We start from the raw sequence: 20,052 nt of genomic DNA on the forward strand, positions 1-20,052 counted from the left end.
ATAAAAAAAGTGTCGTTTGGCGATAGAAAAATGATGACGGCGAATGGAAAACGTTTTTCTTGATTTGAATTTTTAGTCTCTTTCTGGAATAGGGAAAGAGAGCGCTGACGGGGAATATTGAGACCCACTGCCGTTACCCTTTGATGACATTTATGTCGCGGGAGTTTGGCCGGATTGTAAGAATGGAGGGATTTAGGCTGGTTCACTTAAAAAGTGATGCTTAAGGGTTATTTCTACAAAAAAGAGAAGAAAAACCCCGGCGAACCGGGGTCTGGCAACCAGGACGGGGCGGCGCGTCCGCCCGGCACGGCCTATTTGAGGCCGAGCACGTCCTGCATGTCGTAGAGGCCGGCGCCCTGCTGGCCGAGCCACTTGCCGGCCCGCACCGCGCCGTTGGCAAAGGTCAGACGGCTGGAGGCCTTGTGGCTGATCTCCACCCGCTCGCCGATGTCGGCGAACATGACGGTATGCTCCCCCACCAGATCCCCGGCGCGGATGGTGGCGAAGCCGATGGTGTTGCGGTCCCGCTCGCCGGTGATCCCCTCGCGGCCATAGACGGCGCACTCTTTCAAGTCACGTCCAAGCGTCCTGGCCACCACTTCCCCCATGGAGAGGGCGGTGCCGGAGGGCGCATCCACCTTGTGTCTGTGGTGCCCCTCGATGATCTCGATGTCGGTGTAGTCCCCCATCACCCTGGCGGCCTGCTCCAGCAGCTTGAACACCAGGTTGACCCCCACCGAGTAGTTGGACGCGAAGACGATGCCGATCTCCTTGCCCGCCTCGCGAAGGGCCGCCTTGCCCGCGTCGTCGAAACCTGTGGTGCCGATCACCATCCGCTTGCCATGGGCCAGGGCGAAGGCCAGGTTCGCCAGGGTCACCTCGGGACGGGTGAAGTCGATGATGAGATCGAAATCGTCCTTCACCTTCTCCAGGCTGTCGCTGATGGCGACCCCCAGCCGGCCCAGCCCGTTGAGTTCACCCGCATCCAGACCCATCACGGCAGAGCCGGGTCGTTCCAGCGCCGCGCCCACCACCACGCCCTCGGCGTTGGCGATGGCCTCCAGCAGCACCTTGCCCATACGACCATTACAGCCCATCACGGCCACACGGATCGGATTGTCCATCTCCACCCTCTCATCTCTTTATTATGGAAAGAGACCGTTTTACCAGCCCGCGCCCCCTTTGAAAAGCCCGCCGTGGCCGCCGAACCAGCCCCGACAAATAAACAGACAAACACATTAAAAACAGAATATTCGACAGATTTAATCCATATGGCGGAATCATAAGAGAAAAAGAGTTGTCCATCCGGACGTCTATCTTGACCGAACCGCCCCGACTCACTACTGTGGCGCCCCATAACGGCAGGATGCCCGCCCTGTGCCCGAACCCGCCCGGTTCCACACAGGCCGCGACAGGAGGTCATTGTTCAAGCTTCGAGGAACACATGATCCAGACTCCCCCCAGTGCCAGAGCCCTGCTGCCCCTTCTGGTCTTTCTTGCTCTCTTCATCGGTACCGGTACCTGGCTGACCCTGCAGGGGGTCGAGTTCGCCTTCTACCAGCTGCCCGCCCCCGTCGCCGCCCTGCCCGCCGTCATGCTGGCCCTGGTGCTGGGGCGCGAGGGGTTCAACAAGAACCTGGAAACCTTCTTCAAGGGGGTCGGCGAGAGCAACATCATGGCCATGTGCCTCATCTATCTGCTGGCGGGGGCCTTCGCCACCGTGGCCAAGGCCACCGGCGGGGTGGATGCCACGGTCGCGCTCGGCCTCTCCCTCATCCCGGGCTGGTGCCTGCTGCCGGGGCTCTTCCTCATCTCCGCCTTCGTGGCCACCGCCATGGGCACCTCCATGGGCACCATAGGCGCCGTGGCACCGGTGGCGCTGGGCGTCGCCCAGGCGGCCGGCATCGATCCGATGCTGATGGCGGGCACCATCCTCTCCGGCGCCATGTTCGGGGACAACCTCTCCATCATCTCCGACACCACCATAGCCGCCACCCGCAGCCAGGGCTGCGAGATGAAGGACAAGTTCCGCGAGAACGTCAAGATTGCCGCCCCCGCCGCCGTGCTGGTGATCCTGCTCTATCTGCTGCTGGGCTCCACCGGCGCGGCACCGGCGCCCGCCGCCGAGGCGGACCTGCTCAAGGTAGCCCCCTATCTGCTCATCCTGGTGCTGGCGCTGTCGGGCATGAACGTCTTCATGGTGCTGGGGCTCGGCATCATCGCCGCCGGTGGCGTGGGGATGATGGGCGGCTATCCCCTCGGCCAGTTCAGCAAGGACATCTATCAGGGCTTCACCAGCATGCAGGAGATCTTCCTGCTCTCCATGCTGATCGGCGGCCTCGGCGCCCTGATGGAGCGCCAGGGGGGGCTGGCCTGGATAAGCGAGCGAATCGCCGCCCTGATTGCCCGCTTCACCCGTCATCATGATGGCGAGCAGAACGAGAAGGCGGCCGAGCTCGGCATCGCCGGGGTGGTGAGCCTCACCAACCTCTGCACCGCCAACAATACCGTGGCCATCATAGTGGCAAGCAAGGTGGCGCGGGATCTCGCGGATCACCACGGCGTCACCCCGCGCCGCGCCGCCTCCATGCTGGACATCTTCTCCTGTGTGGTACAGGGGCTCATCCCCTGGGGTGCCCAGGCGCTGCTGCTGGGCTCCATATTTGCCCTCTCGCCGCTGCTGGTCGTGAGCATGAGTTTCTACCCCATGGCCCTGGGACTGGCCGCCCTCATCGCGGTCTTTATCAAGCACCAGGTACGCGCCGGCGCCGATAACCGCCAAGTCGCCTGAGTCTTCGCCGTTCCCCCCTCGGGCGCCGCCATCAGGCCGCGCCCTGTCTCGTCTCTCATCCCGCCGAGACAGGGAAGCCCCTGCGCTTTTCATCCCCCGGCGCCCTTGTTAAGGTAAGCCTGCCTTTTCGCACCACCACAGGAGCCCCCATGCCTGACCTTCAGCCCGAGCACCCCGATATGCGCCACTCCCTGCGCCAGCTTGTCCGAGAGCGCAGAAGGCGCCTGAGCCAGGCAGACCAGCAGGCGGCGGCCCAGCAACTGGTCAGCCGTTTCCAGGAAGATCCCGGGATCCTCGCGGCCAGACGCATCGCCCTCTATCTGGCCAACGACGGCGAGCTCGATCCCCTGCCCGCCATTCACTGGCTCTGGGCCCAGCAAAAGGAGGTCTATCTGCCGGTGCTGCACCCCTTCACCCCGGGCCACCTGCTCTTCCTGCGCTACACCGCCACCAGCCCCATGACCCGCAACCGCTTCGGTATCGCCGAGCCCGAGCTCGATGTGCTGCAGGTGGTGCCCCACAGCATGCTGGATCTCATCTGCACCCCCCTGGTGGCCTTCGATGAGGCGGGCAACCGGCTCGGCATGGGGGGCGGCTACTACGATCGCACCCTGGCCTGCTGGCACGAGCACGGACTGGGCCCAAGACCGCTCGGCCTTGCCCACGACTGTCAGCAGGTGGAGGCCGTGCCCCGGGAGGAGTGGGACGTGCCGCTGCCCCAGATCATCACCCCCAGCCGCAGCTGGCTCTTCCCGTGACGACGCGGGTCGCCCCTTCCCCGCCCCTCGGCTCAATAAACAGGCAAACGATTTACATCTTGGGGATTTTTGCCCCGGAACGTGAGCGCCATGGTCGCCCCGGGGGGGTGGCTTGGATATAATGCGCCCGCTTTTTCCATAAGGATCCATCATGACTCAAGATGAAATGAAGAAGGCGGCCGGTTGGGCTGCGCTCAAATACGTGGTACCCGGCTCCATCGTCGGTGTGGGCACCGGCTCTACCGTCAACCACTTCATCGATGCGCTGGCAACCATGAAGGACGAGATCAAGGGCGCGGTATCGAGCTCCGTCGCCTCCACCGAGCGCCTCAAGGGCTTTGGCATCCCGGTGTTTGACCTCAACGACGTCGATACCCTCTCCGTCTACGTGGATGGCGCCGACGAGATCAACGCCACCCGCGACATGATCAAGGGGGGCGGCGCCGCCCTGACCCGCGAGAAGATCGTCGCCGCCGTGGCCGACCAGTTCATCTGCATCATCGACAACACCAAGACGGTGGACGTGCTCGGCACCTTCCCGCTGCCGGTGGAAGTGATCCCCATGGCCCGCGAATACGTGGCCCGCGAGATCCGGGCACTCGGCGGCAACCCGGTCTGGCGTGAAGGGGTGATCACCGACAACGGCAACATCATCCTGGACGTCAAGGGCATGGCCATCACCGACGCCAAGCAGCTGGAAACCCAGCTCAACAGCATAGTGGGCGTGGTCACCAACGGCCTGTTCGCCCACCGTGGCGCCGACGTGGTGCTGATCGGCACGCCGGATGGCGTCGTGACCCAGCAAGGGTGACGGCGGGAGGGCGATCGGGGTCATCTGATCCCTCTTCTTTGCTCCCGTGATATGACAACGGCGCCTGATGGCGCCGTTTCTATTTATCCCTCAATGGCTTGTAGCAGCACTGCTGCAAAAAACGTTGATAACTTCAAAGAATTTGACTTTCGTCACAAATATTCCCTCTCCCAAACGTTTTTGCTACTTTACGGTTTTCTTCACACTGCAAGCCTGAGCGCATTTTTCAAAAACAATAGAGGGAACGTCATGACAGCCAAGTTTTCGCTGGACAAGGATAAGATCAAGGTACTGCTGCTGGAGGGAGTCCATCCCAACACGGTGGAGACCTTTCGGGCCGCCGGTTACACCAATGTGGAATATCTGAAGACGTCCCTGTCGGAAGAGGAACTGATCGAGCGCATTCGTGACGTGCATTTCGTGGGCCTGCGCTCGCGCACCCAGATCACCGAGAAGGTGCTGGATGCCGCCACCAGGCTGGTGGCCATCGGCTGCTTCTGCATCGGCACCAACCAGGTCGCCCTGGACGCCGCCCACGTGCGCGGCATCCCCGTCTTCAACGCCCCCTTCTCCAACACCCGCTCCGTGGCCGAACTGGTGCTGGGGGAGATCCTGCTGCTGCTGCGCGGCATCCCGGAGAAGAACGCCAAGTGCCATCGCGGCGTCTGGGAGAAGCTCGCCAACCGCAGCGTCGAAGCCCGCGGCAAGAAGCTCGGCATCATAGGCTACGGCCACATCGGCACCCAGCTTGGCATCATCGCCGAGATGATCGGCATGAAGGTCTACTACTACGACATCGAGAACAAGCTCTCCCTGGGCAACGCCATCCAGGTGCCCAACCTGGTGGAGCTGCTCAACATGTCTGACGTCATCAGTCTGCACGTGCCGGAGACCGCCTCCACCAAGGATCTCATCGGCGCAGAGCAGCTGCGCATGATGAAGCCGGGCGCCATCTTCATCAACGCCTCCCGCGGCACAGTGGTGGACATCGACGCCCTGGCCGACGCCATCAAGAGCGGTCACCTCTCGGGCGCCGCCATCGACGTCTTCCCAGTGGAGCCCAAGTCCAACGACGAGGAGTTCCTCACCCCGCTGCGCGGCCTGGACAACGTGATCCTGACCCCGCACATCGGCGGCTCGACCCAGGAAGCCCAGGAGAACATCGGTCTGGAAGTGGCCAACAAGCTGGTCAAGTACTCCGACAACGGCTCCACCCTCTCCGCCGTCAACTTCCCGGAAGTCTCCCTGCCGGGTCACAAGGGCTCCAGCCGCCTGCTGCACATTCACCGCAACCAGCCCGGCGTCATGAACCAGATCAACCAGATCTTCGCCGACGAGGGGATCAACATCGCCGGTCAGTACCTGCAGACCAGCAGCGAGATCGGCTACGTGGTGATCGACGTGGAAACCGAGCACAGCGAGAAGGCCCTGACCCGTCTCAAAGAGATCAATGGCACCATCCGTGCCCGTATCCTGCACTGATAAGCCCGTTTATCGAAGCAACAAAAAGCCCGTCGTGATGACGGGCTTTTTTATGTCAGGAGAAAGGTTGCTCTCGCAACCTACCACCATCCCAGCAGATTGCGGCCCACCAGGGCCCCCCATACCAGGGCGTTCAGGGCCAGCGCGATAAAGACGGCGGCGGAGCCCAGATCCTTGGCGCGGCCCGAGAGTTCGTGATGCTCGGAGCCGATGCGATCCACCACCGCCTCGATGGCAGAGTTGAGCACCTCGACGATCACCACCAGCCAGCTGATGCAGACGAGCAGCAGGATCTCGTTGAGGGAGTCACCAATCCAGAACGCCAGCGGCATCAGCAGCAGGATCAGCACCAGCTCCTGACGGAAGGCGGCCTCGTTGATCCAGGCCGATTTGAGACCCTTCATGCTGTAACCGGTTGCGTTGATGATGCGGGTGATCCCGGTCGCGCCTGGCTTTGCCACGATAACTACCTCATTTGAAATGGCTTTTGGGCTCACATCCTATCAGAGCCGCCCGAGGTTTCCATCGGGGGCGTTTTGCTTTATTTTATTCCCTTGCATTTTGGCGTCCCGCCCCTCTTATCCACTCGAGAATTGAGTCGTATGTCCATTCACACCGATGAATTGCGCACCCGTCGCCTGGAGTCCCTGATCACGCCCAGCGAGCTGGCGCACGCCTTCCCGTTAACCGACACCGTCGCCCAGAACCTGCTGGATGCCCGCCACGATGTAGAAGCCATTCTGGCCGGTGACGATCAGCGCCTGCTGGTCATCGTCGGCCCCTGCTCCATCCACGATCCCGCCGCCGCCCGCGAATACGCCCAGCGCCTCAATACCCTGCGCGAGCAGTACAAGGAGAGCCTGTGCATCGTGATGCGCACCTACTTCGAGAAGCCGCGCACCATAGTCGGCTGGAAGGGGCTCATCAACGATCCGCGCCTGGATGGCAGCTTCGACGTGAATGAAGGGTTGAAGCTGGCCCGCCAGCTGCTGGTGGACATCAACGAGATGGGCATGCCCACCGCCACCGAATTCCTCGACATGGTGACCGGCCAGTACATCAGCGACCTCATCACCTGGGGCGCCATCGGGGCGCGCACCACCGAATCCCAGGTACACCGCGAGATGGCATCCGCCCTCTCCTGCCCGGTGGGGTTCAAGAACGGCACCGACGGCAACACCCGCATCGCCATCGATGCGGTGCGCGCCGCCCGCCACAGCCACATCTTCTACTCCCCGGACAAGGACGGCAAGATGACCATCTACCGTACCGCCGGCAATCCCTATGGCCACGTGATCCTGCGCGGCGGCCACAGGCCCAACTACGACACCGCCAGCATCGACGAGGCATGCGAGGCCCTGGCCCAGGTGGGCCTGCCCGAGCGCCTGGTGGTGGACTTCAGCCACGGCAACAGCATGAAGGATCACCGCCGCCAGCTGCTGGTGGCCCAGGATATCTGCGATCAGCTGCGCCGCGGCCGCACCGGCATCGCCGGCATCATGGCCGAGAGCTTCCTGGTGGAGGGGCGTCAGGACGTGGAGAACGGCTGCGCCGCCACCTTCGGCCAGAGCATCACCGACGCCTGCCTGTCCTGGGGCGACACCGAGACCCTGCTGGCCATGCTGGCCGAGGCCGCCAAGGTGCGTCTGGAAAAAATCCGCCAGGGTTAACGGCTGCGTCATCACCCTTCGGTCAGAGCATCACCGATGCCTGCCTCTCCTGGGGCGACACCGAGACCCTGCTGGCCATGCTGGCCGAGGCCGCCAAGGTGCGTCTGGAAAAAATCCGCCCGGGTTAACGGCTGCGTCATCACCCTTCGGTCAGAGCATCACCGATGCCTGCCTGTCCTGGGGCGACACCGAGACCCTGCTGGCCATGCTGGCCGAGGCGGCCAAGGTGCGGTTGGACAAGCTGTCGGCCTGAATCGCCAATGCAACGAGAAGGGGCCGGATATCCGCGATATCCGGCCCCTTCTGCTTATTTGGAACACTTGTTGGGAACTGGTCAGAGCGTCGCCGCCCGTTCCTCACAGGCTCGGCATAAACCAGACCCGGCCTGCCGACTCGACGCGGTCGGTGCGGATCTGGAACACCCGCTCCAGCAGCGCCTCGTCGATGATCCCGACGTCCCCCTCGCCCACCACGCGGCCCTGTTGCAGGCAGAGAACGCGATCCGCCCAGTCGATGGCCAGGTTGATGTCGTGGATGGCGACCACCACCAACAGGCCCTGAGCGGCCAGCTCCTTCAGCAGCCGCAGCAGCGCCAGCTGATGGTGCAGATCCAGCCCCGCCAGCGGCTCGTCCAGCAGCAGGAGCCGCCCGGCCGGGTTGAGGCCGGGCCACAGCTGCAGCAGGGTGCGGGCGATCAGCACCCGCTGCTGCTCGCCCCCCGACAGACGGCTGAAGTCCCGTGCCAGCAGGGCCTCCAGCTCCAGCGCGCGGCAGATCTCGGCTACGGCCCCGTTTTGCGCCTCCCGCGGCCCCTGCTCGTCTAGCCCCAGGCTCAGCACCTGGAACACCGGGATATGGAACAGCTGGGGCTGGCGCTGGGGCAGCATGGCGCGCCGCCTGGCAAGCTCGGACCAGCCGAGAGCGACGATCTCGTCCCCTTCGATCCGCACGGCGCCGTCGGCAGGCAGTATGCCGGCCAGGGCTCCCAGCAGGCTCGACTTGCCGCTGCCGTTGGGGCCGAGCAGGGCCACCAGCTGACCGCCGGCCCAGGCGATATCCAGGGGAGCCAGCCGTTCCGGGATGGCCAGGGCGCGGGCTTCCAGCATGGGATCAACGTCCAGCATCATCCTGCCTCAGCAACAGAGAGATAAAGAGCGGCGCCCCCACAGAGGCGGTGATGACGCCGATGGGCAGCTCCCCGGCCTGCAGCACGGAGCGGGCCACCAGATCGGCCCCGAGCAGCAGGGCGCCGCCGCCGAGCGCCGAGGCGGGCAGCAAAAAGCGCTGATCGCTGCCGCCGCACAGCCGCAGCAGGTGGGGCACCACCAGGCCGACGAAGCCGATGACACCGCAGAGCGACACCGCCACCCCGGTGAGCAGACAGACCGCCAGCACCAGCCGCACCCGCATGCGCTCCACGTTCATCCCCATGAGGCGGGCCTGGGTCTCCCCCAGCAGCAGCTGCTGCAACGCCCGCCCCTGCCAGCCAAGCCAGCAGAGGGTGAGCGGCAGCACCAGCCACCACCAGGCGAACTGCTGGCTGCCATAGGCCAGGCTCCCCATCATCCAGAACATGTACTCGCGCAGGGCGCCGTCATCGGCGAAGTACATCAGCCAGGTCATGGCCGCGTTGGTGAGAATGCCGATGGCGACCCCGAACAGCAGCAGCCGGGTGTGGCCGAGCCGTGCCCGACGCGCCAGCCGGATCAGCAGCATGGTCACCAGCAGGGCACCGCCGAAGGCCGCCAGCGACAGCCCCCAGCCCGGGAGGTAGAGCCCGAGGGCATTCGCCACCGCCATGGCCACCATGGCGGCGAGACCGGCACCACTCGACACCCCGAGCAGGCCGGGTTCGGCCACCGGGTTGTGCAGCATCACCTGCAGCACGGCACCGCCGCAGGCGAGCGCCGCCCCCGCCAGCAGGGCCAGCAGGGCCCGCGGCAGGCGCAGATCCAGCAGGATGCGCAGCTCCAGCTCCCCGAGCGGGTGCCAGGGGAGCAGCACGAACTCCCCGAGGACGAGGGAGAGCAGGAACAGGGCCAGGGTCAGCAGCGACAGGCCCAGCAGCCAGTGGCGCTGCCAGCGCTGCTGGCGATGGAGGAGAGCGAGATACACGAGATCCCCGAGATGAGAGAGGCCGCCCCAGGGGCAGCAGGAAAGGTGCATGATAACAGCGCGTTACCACCCAAGGTCAAGGACGGTAGGGCTTGGCCAGCGCCTCTATCTCGCCGCTCTCCACCATGACCTGCAACGCCTTCGCCAGCCTGGGACCGAGCTCATGGTGGGGTGAGTGCTTGCTCATGCCAAGGTAGAGCGCCGAGGTGTGCGCCGGCCGATAGGCCGCCTTCACGAGGCCTGTGTCATTGCGCTGGCTCAGGGCGTAATCCACCTGGCAGTCGGTGCCCACCATCAAGGGCAGATGGCCCCGCTCCACCATGCGCAGCAGCTGGTCCTCGGTCAACACGCCGTGCTTGTCGAGACCCCCATCGTTATCGAAACGCTCGAAATAGGCCGAGCTCAGCACATAGCCCACCTTCTGTCCGTGCAGATCCCGATAGTCGCGCAGGGAGGCGGCCACCTGGGCCTTGCCGTAGAAGGCGGGATGGCACTGGTAGTAGGACGGTTGCAGGTAGTCGATATAAGCGGCCCGCTCCGGGGTGTGAGCCAGCCCGATCATCAGGTCGGTCTTGCCGGTCTGCATCTGCTTGAGGGCCCGCCCCCAGGGCACCCGCTTCACCTCGAACCGGATACCGCTGTGCGCCTGCAACCGGTGCAGAATATCGATGTCCAGGCCGCGGATCCGGCCATCCTCGTCAGCCATGCGAAACGGCGGCCAGAACTCGGTCGCCACCGTCAGCGTCGGCATGCCTTGCCCCTGCGTCTCTTGCGCGTCCTGCGCCCCCGCCATCCAGCCGACAAACAGCAGACCAAGCACACTCCAGCTTGTCTTGCCCATCCAGTTCAACCTTTGTTGTCACATCCTTGTGGGTTAAAAATACCCGCAAGCCCCACTTATGAAAACCCGTGGAGTCGAGATAAAATGCATTGATTTCAAAGGAGAACCTAATGAACCCTATCATGACCAGTATCGGTCTGCTGATCTGCAGCAACGTCTTCATGACGTTTGCCTGGTATGCCCACCTCAAGAGCATGAATCACAAACCCTGGATCATCGCCGCCCTGGTAAGCTGGGGGATCGCCCTGTTCGAATACCTGTTGCAGGTGCCCGCCAACCGCATCGGCCACACAGTGCTGTCGGTCGGCCAGCTCAAGATCCTGCAGGAGGTGATCACCCTCACCGTGTTCGTGCCCTTCTCCATCTTCTATCTGAAAGAGGATCTGAAGTGGGACTACCTCTGGGCCGGCCTGTGCATCCTGGGCGCGGTGTTTTTTGTGTTCCGCGAAAAACTGACCGGTGCCTGAGGCTGTACACTCAAGCACATCCATCCCCCCCTTCCCTTTGAGCGACGAGGCACTCCATGGAATTGAGAGACATGCTACAGATCCTGGCCAAGCAGGATGGCTCCGACCTTTATCTCTCGACCGGCGCCCCCCCCTGCGCCAAGTTCAACGGCGCCCTGCGCCCCCTCACTCAGGAACCGCTCGAACCCGGTGAGGTGGCCCGCATCGCCGACGGCATCATGGATCTCGAGCAGAAGCAACAGTTCGAGAAGGAGCTGGAGATGAACCTCGCCATCTCCCTGCCCCAGACAGGCCGTTTCCGGGTCAACATCTTCAAGCAGCGCAACGAAGTGTCGCTGGTGGCGCGCAACATCAAGACCGAGATCCCCCGCTTCGAGGATCTCAAGCTCCCTCCGGTGCTGCTCGACACCATCATGGAGAAGCGCGGCCTGGTGCTGTTCGTCGGCGGCACGGGCTCGGGCAAGTCTACCTCGCTTGCGGCGCTGATCGACCATCGCAACCGCAACAGCGGCGGCCACATCATCACCATCGAGGATCCGGTGGAGTTCGTCCATCGCCACCAGAAGTGCATCATCAACCAGCGGGAGGTGGGGGTGGACACCCGCAGCTTCCACGCGGCGCTGAAGAACACCCTGCGCCAGGCGCCGGACGTCATCCTGATCGGCGAGATCCGCGATCGGGAGACCATGGAGCATGCCCTCGCCTTCTCCGAGACCGGGCATCTGGCCATCTCCACCCTGCACGCCAACAACGCCAACCAGGCACTGGATCGCATCATCAACTTCTTCCCGGAGGAGCGCAGGCCCCAGCTCCTCAACGATCTTGGCAACAACCTCCAGGCCTTCGTCTCCCAGCGGCTGGTGAAGACCACGGATGGGGGGCGCCGGGCGGCGGTGGAGGTCATGCTCGGCACCCACACGGTGCGCGATCTCATCAAGCGTGGCGAGTTTGGCGGCCTCAAGGAGATCATGGAGAAATCCAGGGCCCTTGGCATGGTCACCTTCGACAGCACCCTGTTCGATCTGGTGGTGGAGGGGGTGATCGACGAGGAGGAGGCGGTGAAGAACGCCGACTCCCAGAACAACCTGCGCCTCAAGATCAAGCTGTGGCGAGAGAAGGGACAGATAGGCAACAGCGCGGCGGCCAGCGGCTGGAGCCTGGAGCCCACCAAGGACGAAGGGGATCTCATCTAGCCCCCTGCCCCGACCCCCGTTGCACCCGGCCCCGCCCTCGCGGGGCTTTTTTCACCTCCCTCCCCTGCCCGGCCGCAACCTCGGTCAGCCCCTCCCACCACGACAACTCTCGTCACTCAGGATGACGACAGGGCGGGTCTTCCGTCCCCAGCCGGGCAAAAGGAGCTGAAAACCCTTTCGCACAGGCCTCAAAGGAGGCACTATTGAGGCGACATATCAATAAAGAGGTATTCCATGTCGTTACAACCAGCCAACACCGCGAAGGCCAGACAGTTGCTGAACGAGACCATGGCCCTGGTGCTCGCAGGAGGGCGAGGCAGCCGCCTCAAGCAGTTGACGGACGATCGGGCGAAACCGGCCGTCCATTTTGGCGGCAAGTTCCGCATCATCGATTTCGTCCTCTCCAATTGCGTCAACTCCGGCATTCGCCGGATCGGTGTGGTCACCCAGTACAAGTCCCACAGCCTGCTGCGTCACCTGCAGTCGGGCTGGTCCTTCCTGCGCTACCAGATGAACGAGTTCATCGAGCTGCTGCCGGCCCAGCAGCGCGTGGACGAGGTCAGCTGGTATCGCGGCACCGCCGATGCGGTCTACCAGAATCTCGACATCATTCGCCAGCACGGCCCCAAGTACGTGATCGTGCTGGCGGGGGATCACATCTACAAGATGGACTACGCCGCCATGCTGCTCGATCACGTCAACCTGGGCAGCCGCATGACAGTGGCCTGCATCGAGGTGCCGCGCCAGGAGGCGAGCGCCTTCGGCGTGATGGCGGTGGACGGGGAGCGCAAGATCAACGCCTTCGTCGAGAAGCCCGCCGACCCGCCGGCCATACCGGGGCGCCCCGACACCGCGCTCGCCTCCATGGGGATCTACATCTTCGAGGCCGCCTATCTCTACCAGCTGCTGGAAGAGGATCTGGCCGACGAGCAGTCCCATCACGACTTCGGCATGGACGTGATCCCGCGGGTGGTCAGGGAGGGCACCGCCTACGCCCACCCGTTCAGCATGTCCTGCGTCGGCTGTGGGGAGCAGCAGCGCCCCTACTGGCGCGACGTGGGCACGGTGGACTCCTTCTGGGAGGCCAACATGGATCTCGCCTCGGTGACGCCAGAGCTCGACATCTACGATCAGCACTGGCCCATCTGGACCAGCCAAAACATGACGGCCCCCGCCAAGTTCGTGCAGGATCAGAATGGCCAGCACGGCATGAGCATCAACTCCATGTTCGCCGGCGGCACCATCGTCAGCGGCTCCTTCATCATGAGCTCGCTGCTGTTCAACAACGTGCGGGTCGACTCCTTCTGCACCCTGGATCAGGCGGTGATCTTCCCCGGGGTCGAGATCGGGGCCGGCTGCCGGCTGCGCCGGGTGGTGATCGACAAGGGCTGCAAGCTGCCGGAAGGCACTGTGATAGGTGAAAATGCCGACGAGGATGCCCGCCGCTTCCACCGCTCGGAGCAGGGCATAGTGCTGGTCACCAGGGAGATGCTGGCCAGGCTGGCATGACGGCGAAGAGGGCGCCCAGCCGCTGGCCCCGAGCAAGCACCAGGGTGCCGTTTCTGCCCCGCCCGCTGCCCACAAGAAAGGGAACCCTGGGGTTCCCTTTTTCATCTCAGGTGGCGTCAGCCTTTTTGCACCAGCCCTATCCGGCCGGGCTCGCACCACTCGAACGTCACCTCCTCGCTGCTGCCGCAGCAACTGCCGCCGCACAGCCGGGTCTCCCGCTTGACGACGCGCCCCTTGCGCATCCAGACGCCGAGCATGGCCTCCACCGCATCCTCCGAGGTGTGGAAGTGGCGGGCCAGCTCCCGCCGGCTCGCCCGCTTGCTCTTCGCAAGGTAATCCCCCAGCTCGCGCAGTATCACAGGGTCACCACCCTGCGGGCGATGAGATCGCCGTGGCGCCGGCCCAGCCACCACAGCAGCCCCAGGGAGAGCAGATAGCTCAGGGTCCAGATCAGGCTCTGCTCCGGGTGGGCGGCGAAGGTCGCCAGTTGATAGAAGAGGGTGGCGCACAGGAAGGCCACGTAGTTGCACCAGGCGGCGGTGAACAGGGCCCACTGGCGACCGGTCTCCCGCACCAGGGCGCCCATGGCGGCGGCGCAGGGCATGTAGAGCAGCACGAACAGCAGGTAGGCGAAGGCGCCGGCCACCCCGTCGAAGTGGGTCTGCATGTTGCCGTAGGTGGAGGTGTCCACCTCCTGGGCCTCGGCCGCCGCCTGCTTGTCCGCCAGCTCCCCCACCTTGAGCCCCATGGGATCGGCGGGATCGATGTCCGCCAGGTTGGCGGGAATGGTGGCCAGCGCCTCCTTCAGGCTGCCGAGCAGGGAGTACTCGCTCTGCTCCTCGTCACCGGCGCCGCCGGCGTAGAGGCTGTTGAGGGTGGCGACCACCGCCTCCTTGGCGAAGATGCCGGTGAGGATGCCGACCGTGGCCTGCCAGTTGTCGTCCCGCACGCCTATGGGATGCAGCACCGGGGTCACGGACTGGCTCAGCTTGCTCAGCACCGAGTCTTCCTGATCCTGGTTGCCGAAGCTGCCGTCGGTGCCGAGCGAATTGAGCACGCTCAGCACCGCCACCATCAGTACTATGGTCTTGCCGGCGCCGAAGATGAAGCCCTTGAGCTTCTGCCAGGTGCGCAGCCCCACGTCCACCGGACGGGGCCACTCGTAATCGGGCATCTCCATCACCATGGAGTCGCTCTTGCCCGGCAGCAGGGTGCTGCGCAGGAAGAGGCCGGTGAGCACCGCCACCAGGATGCCGAACAGATAGAGACCGAACACCAGGTTTTGCCCCGACTCGGGGAAGAAGGCCACCGCGAACAGGGCGTAGACCGGCAGGCGGGCACCGCAGGACATGAAGGGGGCCATGGCCGAGGTCATCAGCCGCTCGCGCTCCGACCCCAGGGTGCGGGTCGCCATCACGGCGGGCACTGTGCAGCCAAAGCCCATCAGCATGGGGACGAACGCCTTGCCGGGCAGGCCGAGGCGGCGCATCAGGGCATCCACCACGAAGGCGGCGCGGGCCAGATAGCCCGAGCTCTCCAGCACCGCGAGGAACAGGAAGAGGCAGCCCACCACAGGGATGAAGGTCGCCACCGTCTGCAGACCGGCGCCTATGCCGTCCGCGAGCACGGCTCCCAGCCAGTCGGGGGCCGACACCAGCCCCAGCAGGTGGTGCACCCCGTCCACGAAGAGGGCCCCCCCCAGGATGTCGAAGAAGTCGATGAAGGCACTGCCCACCTTGATGGCGAACATGAACATCAGGTACATCACCAGCAGGAAGAAGGGGATGCCCACCCAGCGATTGAGCAGCACCCTGTCCAGCCGCTCGCTCTGGGCGACGGTGAGTCTGCCCTTCTGCTGGCACGCCTGCTGGCACCAGTGGTGGATGTGGCCGTAGCGCAAATCAGCGAGTTGCAGGTCGATGTCCTGGGCGTGGTGGGCGCGGCCCACCAGGTTGGCGGCGGCGGCCTGCTGGCCCGCCGCCAGGGTCGCCTGCATGGCGACGTCCTCCTCCAGCAGGCGCAGGGCGCGACCGCGGGTACTCAGGTGGTGGTGGGCGAGCAGGGTCTCCAGCTCGGCGATGTCCGCCTCCAGGGGCTGGCCGTAGTCGAGCACCAGGGCGGGCTGGGACTGGCCGATGAATTGGTGGATACGGGCCTTGAAGGCCGCCACCTGCTGGCGGTTGTGGGCGGACAAGGAGACCACGGGGCAGCCCAGCGCCTTCGCGAGCAGCGCCTCGTCGATGGCGATGCGGCGCTTCTCCAGCAGATCCATCTTGTTGAGCACCACCACCATGGGCAGGCCCAGCTCCCGCAGTTGCAGGGTGAGGTAGAGGGAGCGCTCCAGGTTCGCGGCGTCGATGACGTTGAGCAGCAGATCCGGCTGCTGGCTCTGGACGAAGCGGCTGGCGATCTGCTCGTCCAGGCTCGCCTCCTGGTTTGCCAGGGCGTAGATGCCGGGCAGGTCCACCAGGCTGTAGTCCTGCCCCTCGGCAGAGAAGGTCCCCATCTTCTTGTCGACGGTGACCCCGCTCCAGTTGCCCACCTGCTGGCGGGAGCCGGTCAGGGCGTTGAACAGGGAGGTCTTGCCGCTGTTGGGATTGCCGACCGTGACCAGGTTGTAGCTCATACCGGCTCCACCTCGATTCGATGATTCAGGCTCTTCTGCTGTGAGTGGCTCATGGCGCTTCCACATTGGTAAGTTGAGCCAGGCTCTTCTGCTGCAAGGAAACTCATACCGGCTCCACCTCGATTTGCTGGGCCAGGCTCCGCTGCATGGAGAGGCAGATGCCCTGGCACTGGATCTGGAGCGGGTCCCCCAGGGGGGCGGCCCGCAGATAGAGGACTTCGGTCTGGGGCAGCAGCCCCATCACCATCAGCTTGCGTCGCAATGGACGCGTCAACTGGTTCATGTTCTTGATGCGAGCACTCTGTCCCGGCGACAGCTGTGTGAGTACCATGACGGGCCCCTGAAGTTAAACAAGAATAATTCGCTTTTAGTGGGAGGATTATAAGCTGTGCCCCCAACATTTATTTGCGTAAAATCAAACTCCGCTTCGCTAACCGACAAAGTATTGCCATGAGTCACGACAACAACAGCCGCCTGGTCTACAGCACGGACGGCGGCATGATCAAGGAATCCGCCCCCGCCCAGAACGCCTCCCCCTTCCCCGCCGACGGGGTCGTGCGCATCCGGCGCGAGACCAAGGGGCGCAAGGGGGCCGGGGTCATCAGCATCTACGGCGTGCCTGCCGATCAGCAGAAGGCCCTCGCCACCCTGCTCAAGAAGAAGTGCGGCACCGGCGGCGGCCTCAAGGAGGGGATCATCGAGATCCAGGGGGACAAACGGGACCTGATCAAGGCCGAACTGGAGAGGGCGGGCTTTCAGGTCAAGCTGGTGGGCGGTTGATCTGCTTGTCTCTCCCGCGCTTTTTCCCTAGAATGCCGGCTCCCATCGAGGGGGAGTAGTCTCGCCGCGGGTGCCAACCCGGTGCGCGATCCTGATCAACATACTTGGTGCCAACTCACCATGGTCAGGGTGATCCGGGCAATGCCGGATTTGACAAGACCTTTGACGGGCCAGTGCCAGAACCGGGGACGGATGGCACAGGCTTGTCTTTGGTTTATTACAATTCCGTCCCCCGGTCATCTTTATGGAAGCCTTGTTAACCTCCACCATCAGCGTTGCCATCGCCGAGATCGGCGACAAGACACAGCTGCTGGCGTTGCTGCTCATCTGTCGTTTTCGCAAACCCTGGCCCATCATCGCCGGCATGCTGGCCGCCACCCTGCTCAACCATGCGGGCGCCGCCTGGATAGGGGAGTTCATCAGTCGCTGGATGGACCCCAGGGTGATGACCTGGCTGGTCGCCGGCGCCTTCATCGCCATGGCCGCCTGGATCCTGGTGCCGGACAAGATGGACGACGAGGAGAGCTCGCTGGACAAATACGGCCCCTTCATGGCCACCTTCGTGCTCTTCTTCATCGCCGAGATCGGTGACAAGACCCAGATAGCCACGGTGCTGCTGGCGGCCAAGTACGACTCCCTCGTCCAGGTCATCACGGGCACCACCCTCGGCATGATGCTGGCCAACGTCCCCGTGGTGCTGCTCGGCAAGCTCGGCGCCGACAGGCTGCCCCTCAAGGGGATCCGCATCGCCTGCGCCGCGCTGTTCGTGGGCCTGGGCGTCAGCACCCTGATCTTCGTCTGACGCCCCGGGGACAAGGGGGTGGGATCAGCGTGAGCACTGATCAACACCGCCGCCCCGGCCGTCATTCCGGCCCCCTCCTCCCGGCGGGGGCTTTTTTGTGCCCGGCGCCGATGTCGCATCCCCACCGCGGATGCTGCCCCGGAGCGCGGCGCCGTGCCATAATGCCTTATCTTTCAGGCACGACGGCTTCAGGAGCCTCGCCATGCACCTCACCTCAAGACAGACCCTGCTCGACTGGGTCAGACGCGGCCGCCTCCCCCGGGAGTCCCTGTCCGCCGCTCTCGCCCTGTGCGATCTGCCCCCGGGCCCCGCCCGCTGGCGCTGGCTGTTCGACCGCCTGCTGCTCTGGCTCGGCTGTCTCTGCCTCGGTGCCGGCCTGGTGTTCTTCGTCGCCTTCAACTGGCAGGCCCTGGGCCGCCTCTCGCGCCTCGCCCTGCTGGAGCTGCCCCTGCTCGCCATGCTGCTGGTACTCTGGCGCAGGCCCCTGGCCGACACCCCGCGCCAGGCCCTGCTGCTGACCCTGGCCCTCAACCTCGGCGCCCTGCTGGCCCTGGTGGGCCAGACCTACCAGACCGGTGCCGATCCCTGGCAACTGTTCGCCACCTGGGCCCTGTTGCTGCTGCCGCTGGCGGCGCTCGGCAGGAGCCCGCTGCTCTGGACGCTCGCCTGGCTGCTCGGCCAGCTCGCCCTGGTGCTCTACTGGCGGCTCGGCCTCATCGATCTCTTCTTCTCCTTCGACGAGGAGGCCCTCGGCTGGTGCCTGACCCTGCTCAACGCCGCCCTCTGGGGGCTGCTCATGCTGGCCCCCGCCCGCTACGCCCTGATGCCCTCCTGGCTGGCGGGGCTGGCCGCCGGGCTCGGGGTCACCCTGCTGGCCCTGCTGGCCCTGTTCGATGCCGCCTCCCCCTGGGTCTGGCCCGCCTGGCTAGGTTGGCTCGCCGCCGCCTACCTGCGCTGGCACCACAGGTTCATCGCCGGGCTCGCCATGGGCTGCCTGAGCCTCATCGCCGTCATCCTGGCGGCGCTCGGCAAGTGGATGGAGCCCGACATGAACGGCTTCCTGCTGCTCTGTCTCATCGCCATCGGTCTGTCGGTGCTGGCCAGCCGCTGGCTGCAACAACAACGGAGGCCACATGTCTGATCCTGTGATCTGGGAGCGCCTGAGGGCCGCCCGTCTGGTGGAAGGGGAGTGCCCCAGGGACGAACAGCCCCACTGGTCGAGCCGCTTCCTACTCGGCATGGTGGGCTGGATTGCCGCCCTCTTCCTGCTCTTCTTTCTGTTCATGGCGTTCGAGGAGTTGACCCGGGAGGCGGACCACGCCCTCGCCATGGGCGCCGTCCTGATGATCGCCGCCCTCGGCCTCAATCGCACCGCCCGACGCACCGATCTCTGGGATCAGTTCGTGCTGGCGCTGGCGCTCGCGGCCGATGCCTGGCTGCTCTACGGCCTGCTGGACAGGCTGGATCTGGACGCGGCCCCCCTCTGGTTCGGCCTCTGCACCCTCTCCCTCGGGATTGCCGCCCTGTTCGAGCACTGGCTGGTGCGCCTGTTCCACAGCTTCGCCGCCGCCATCCTGCTCACGCTTGGACTGGCTTGCCTCGGCCTGCACCTGCTGGCCCTGCCGCTGGTGATGGGGGCCGTCACCCTGTGCTGGCTGCAGGCCGAGCGGGATCCCGTTCGCCATCAGCTCTACGAGTCCCTGACCCTGGGACTGGCCCTCTCCCTGCTGGTGCTGGGACGGCTGCACCACCCGCTCTGGGACGGCGGAGCCAGCGTGCTGGACGAGTTCAGCCCCTCCCGGCTGCCGCACTGGCTCAATCCCCTGCTCTGCGCCGCCTTGCTGCTGGGGATCATGGTGCGCCTCAGGCTGCCGCTGTTCGCCGGCCTGCCCCTGGTGCTGCTCAGCGCCTTCATCCCCGGCATGGGCGCCGGCGCCCTGGTGCTGGTGCTCGGCTTCTACGGCGGCAGCCTCGCGCTCATGACCCTGGCCGTCCTGCTGCTGCTCGGCTTCGGCTCCCTCTATTACTACGATCTGGGGCTGACCCTGATGACCAAGTCCTGGTTGCTGCTGGGCTCGGGCGCCCTGCTGCTCGGCACCCGCCATCTGCTGAAGACCCTCGGCAGGGAGATAGCCTCATGAGACGCCTCGTCTTCTTGCTGATCGGCCTCATCGCATTGCCGGGCTTCGGCGCCCTGTCGCTCGGCG

Annotated in this window: 20 protein-coding genes; 12 read left to right on the forward strand and 8 right to left on the reverse strand. The window is 64.7% G+C overall.

Going from position 1 to position 20,052, the window contains the following annotated elements; all coding sequences use genetic code 11:
* Nucleotides 1-311: 311 nt before the first annotated feature.
* A complete protein-coding gene (gene dapB, locus I6L39_RS19100; RefSeq protein WP_216990533.1) occupies nt 312-1,124 on the reverse strand; it encodes a 4-hydroxy-tetrahydrodipicolinate reductase in 813 nt (270 codons plus the stop codon).
* A 320-nt stretch (nt 1,125-1,444) separates the two neighbouring features.
* Here dapB and I6L39_RS19105 point away from each other — a divergent pair, with 320 nt between their 5' ends.
* The 4 genes from I6L39_RS19105 (at nt 1,445) to serA (ending at nt 5,842) form a co-directional block, all read left to right on the forward strand.
* A complete protein-coding gene (locus I6L39_RS19105) occupies nt 1,445-2,791 on the forward strand; it encodes a Na+/H+ antiporter NhaC family protein (RefSeq protein ID WP_216990534.1) in 1,347 nt (448 codons plus the stop codon).
* A 149-nt stretch (nt 2,792-2,940) separates the two neighbouring features.
* On the forward strand, nt 2,941-3,549 hold the full coding sequence (locus I6L39_RS19110) for a 5-formyltetrahydrofolate cyclo-ligase (protein ID WP_042078151.1): 609 nt from the start codon (nt 2,941-2,943) through the stop codon (nt 3,547-3,549).
* A gap of 151 nt (nt 3,550-3,700) precedes the next feature.
* Complete coding sequence (rpiA, locus tag I6L39_RS19115; RefSeq protein WP_042078150.1) at nt 3,701-4,360, forward strand: ribose-5-phosphate isomerase RpiA; 660 nt, start codon at nt 3,701-3,703, stop codon at nt 4,358-4,360.
* A gap of 249 nt (nt 4,361-4,609) precedes the next feature.
* Nucleotides 4,610-5,842 carry a phosphoglycerate dehydrogenase gene (gene serA, locus I6L39_RS19120; protein WP_216990535.1) on the forward strand — a complete coding sequence of 411 codons (1,233 nt, stop codon included), beginning with the start codon at nt 4,610-4,612 and terminating at the stop codon, nt 5,840-5,842.
* An 80-nt stretch (nt 5,843-5,922) separates the two neighbouring features.
* Here serA and I6L39_RS19125 read toward each other — a convergent pair whose 3' ends face one another.
* On the reverse strand, nt 5,923-6,303 hold the full coding sequence (locus I6L39_RS19125) for a diacylglycerol kinase (protein ID WP_042078148.1): 381 nt from the start codon (nt 6,301-6,303) through the stop codon (nt 5,923-5,925).
* Nucleotides 6,304-6,444: 141 nt separating this feature from the next.
* Between I6L39_RS19125 and I6L39_RS19130 the strand changes: the two genes are divergently transcribed.
* Complete coding sequence (locus I6L39_RS19130; protein ID WP_216990536.1) at nt 6,445-7,512, forward strand: 3-deoxy-7-phosphoheptulonate synthase; 1,068 nt, start codon at nt 6,445-6,447, stop codon at nt 7,510-7,512.
* A gap of 356 nt (nt 7,513-7,868) precedes the next feature.
* On the opposite strand, the gene I6L39_RS19135 is transcribed toward I6L39_RS19130, so the two are convergent.
* The 3 genes from I6L39_RS19135 to I6L39_RS19145 form a co-directional block, all read right to left on the reverse strand.
* Nucleotides 7,869-8,618, reverse strand: coding sequence for an ATP-binding cassette domain-containing protein (locus tag I6L39_RS19135; RefSeq protein ID WP_216991847.1), 750 nt, complete (start codon nt 8,616-8,618; stop codon nt 7,869-7,871).
* 4 nt (nt 8,619-8,622) lie between these two features.
* Nucleotides 8,623-9,627 (reverse strand): vitamin B12 ABC transporter permease BtuC, encoded by a 1,005-nt coding sequence (gene btuC, locus I6L39_RS19140; protein ID WP_209792892.1) that lies wholly within the window; start codon nt 9,625-9,627, stop codon nt 8,623-8,625.
* A gap of 76 nt (nt 9,628-9,703) precedes the next feature.
* Nucleotides 9,704-10,468: an ABC transporter substrate-binding protein gene (locus tag I6L39_RS19145; RefSeq protein WP_216990537.1), complete on the reverse strand. Its 765-nt coding sequence runs from the start codon at nt 10,466-10,468 to the stop codon at nt 9,704-9,706.
* Nucleotides 10,469-10,578: 110 nt separating this feature from the next.
* Here I6L39_RS19145 and I6L39_RS19150 point away from each other — a divergent pair, with 110 nt between their 5' ends.
* The 3 genes from I6L39_RS19150 (at nt 10,579) to glgC (ending at nt 13,637) form a co-directional block, all read left to right on the forward strand.
* Nucleotides 10,579-10,935 carry a DMT family protein gene (locus tag I6L39_RS19150; RefSeq protein ID WP_010675200.1) on the forward strand — a complete coding sequence of 119 codons (357 nt, stop codon included), beginning with the start codon at nt 10,579-10,581 and terminating at the stop codon, nt 10,933-10,935.
* A 56-nt stretch (nt 10,936-10,991) separates the two neighbouring features.
* Entirely contained in the window at nt 10,992-12,128 is a 1,137-nt protein-coding gene (tapW, locus tag I6L39_RS19155) for a PilT/PilU family type 4a pilus ATPase (protein ID WP_209792896.1), read from the forward strand.
* A gap of 234 nt (nt 12,129-12,362) precedes the next feature.
* Nucleotides 12,363-13,637, forward strand: coding sequence for a glucose-1-phosphate adenylyltransferase (gene glgC / locus I6L39_RS19160; RefSeq protein WP_216990538.1), 1,275 nt, complete (start codon nt 12,363-12,365; stop codon nt 13,635-13,637).
* A gap of 116 nt (nt 13,638-13,753) precedes the next feature.
* Here the strand turns inward: glgC and I6L39_RS19165 are convergent, their stop codons facing one another.
* From I6L39_RS19165 to I6L39_RS19175, 3 genes are all read right to left on the reverse strand, one after another.
* The gene (locus I6L39_RS19165) at nt 13,754-13,996 is read right to left on the reverse strand and encodes a FeoC-like transcriptional regulator (protein ID WP_216990539.1); all 243 of its coding nucleotides are present in this window, start codon (nt 13,994-13,996) and stop codon (nt 13,754-13,756) included.
* A complete protein-coding gene (feoB, locus tag I6L39_RS19170; RefSeq protein ID WP_216990540.1) occupies nt 13,993-16,263 on the reverse strand; it encodes a Fe(2+) transporter permease subunit FeoB in 2,271 nt (756 codons plus the stop codon). Before feoB ends, I6L39_RS19165 begins: the two co-directional genes overlap by 4 nt.
* 103 nt (nt 16,264-16,366) lie before the next feature.
* Nucleotides 16,367-16,594, reverse strand: coding sequence for a FeoA family protein (locus tag I6L39_RS19175; protein WP_041213109.1), 228 nt, complete (start codon nt 16,592-16,594; stop codon nt 16,367-16,369).
* 119 nt (nt 16,595-16,713) lie between these two features.
* Here I6L39_RS19175 and I6L39_RS19180 point away from each other — a divergent pair, with 119 nt between their 5' ends.
* From I6L39_RS19180 to I6L39_RS19195, 4 genes are all read left to right on the forward strand, one after another.
* Nucleotides 16,714-17,043 carry a translation initiation factor gene (locus tag I6L39_RS19180; protein ID WP_042078139.1) on the forward strand — a complete coding sequence of 110 codons (330 nt, stop codon included), beginning with the start codon at nt 16,714-16,716 and terminating at the stop codon, nt 17,041-17,043.
* 244 nt (nt 17,044-17,287) lie between these two features.
* A complete protein-coding gene (locus tag I6L39_RS19185) occupies nt 17,288-17,845 on the forward strand; it encodes a TMEM165/GDT1 family protein (protein ID WP_041213111.1) in 558 nt (185 codons plus the stop codon).
* 202 nt (nt 17,846-18,047) lie between these two features.
* Complete coding sequence (locus tag I6L39_RS19190) at nt 18,048-18,986, forward strand: DUF2157 domain-containing protein (RefSeq protein ID WP_216990541.1); 939 nt, start codon at nt 18,048-18,050, stop codon at nt 18,984-18,986.
* Nucleotides 18,979-19,986, forward strand: coding sequence for a DUF4401 domain-containing protein (locus tag I6L39_RS19195; RefSeq protein WP_216990542.1), 1,008 nt, complete (start codon nt 18,979-18,981; stop codon nt 19,984-19,986). The genes I6L39_RS19190 and I6L39_RS19195 overlap by 8 nt, the downstream gene beginning before the upstream one ends.
* Nucleotides 19,987-20,052: the final 66 nt, after the last annotated feature.

This window comes from Aeromonas sp. FDAARGOS 1409 (assembly GCF_019048705.1).
Classification (GTDB): Bacteria; Pseudomonadota; Gammaproteobacteria; order Enterobacterales; family Aeromonadaceae; genus Aeromonas; species Aeromonas sanarellii.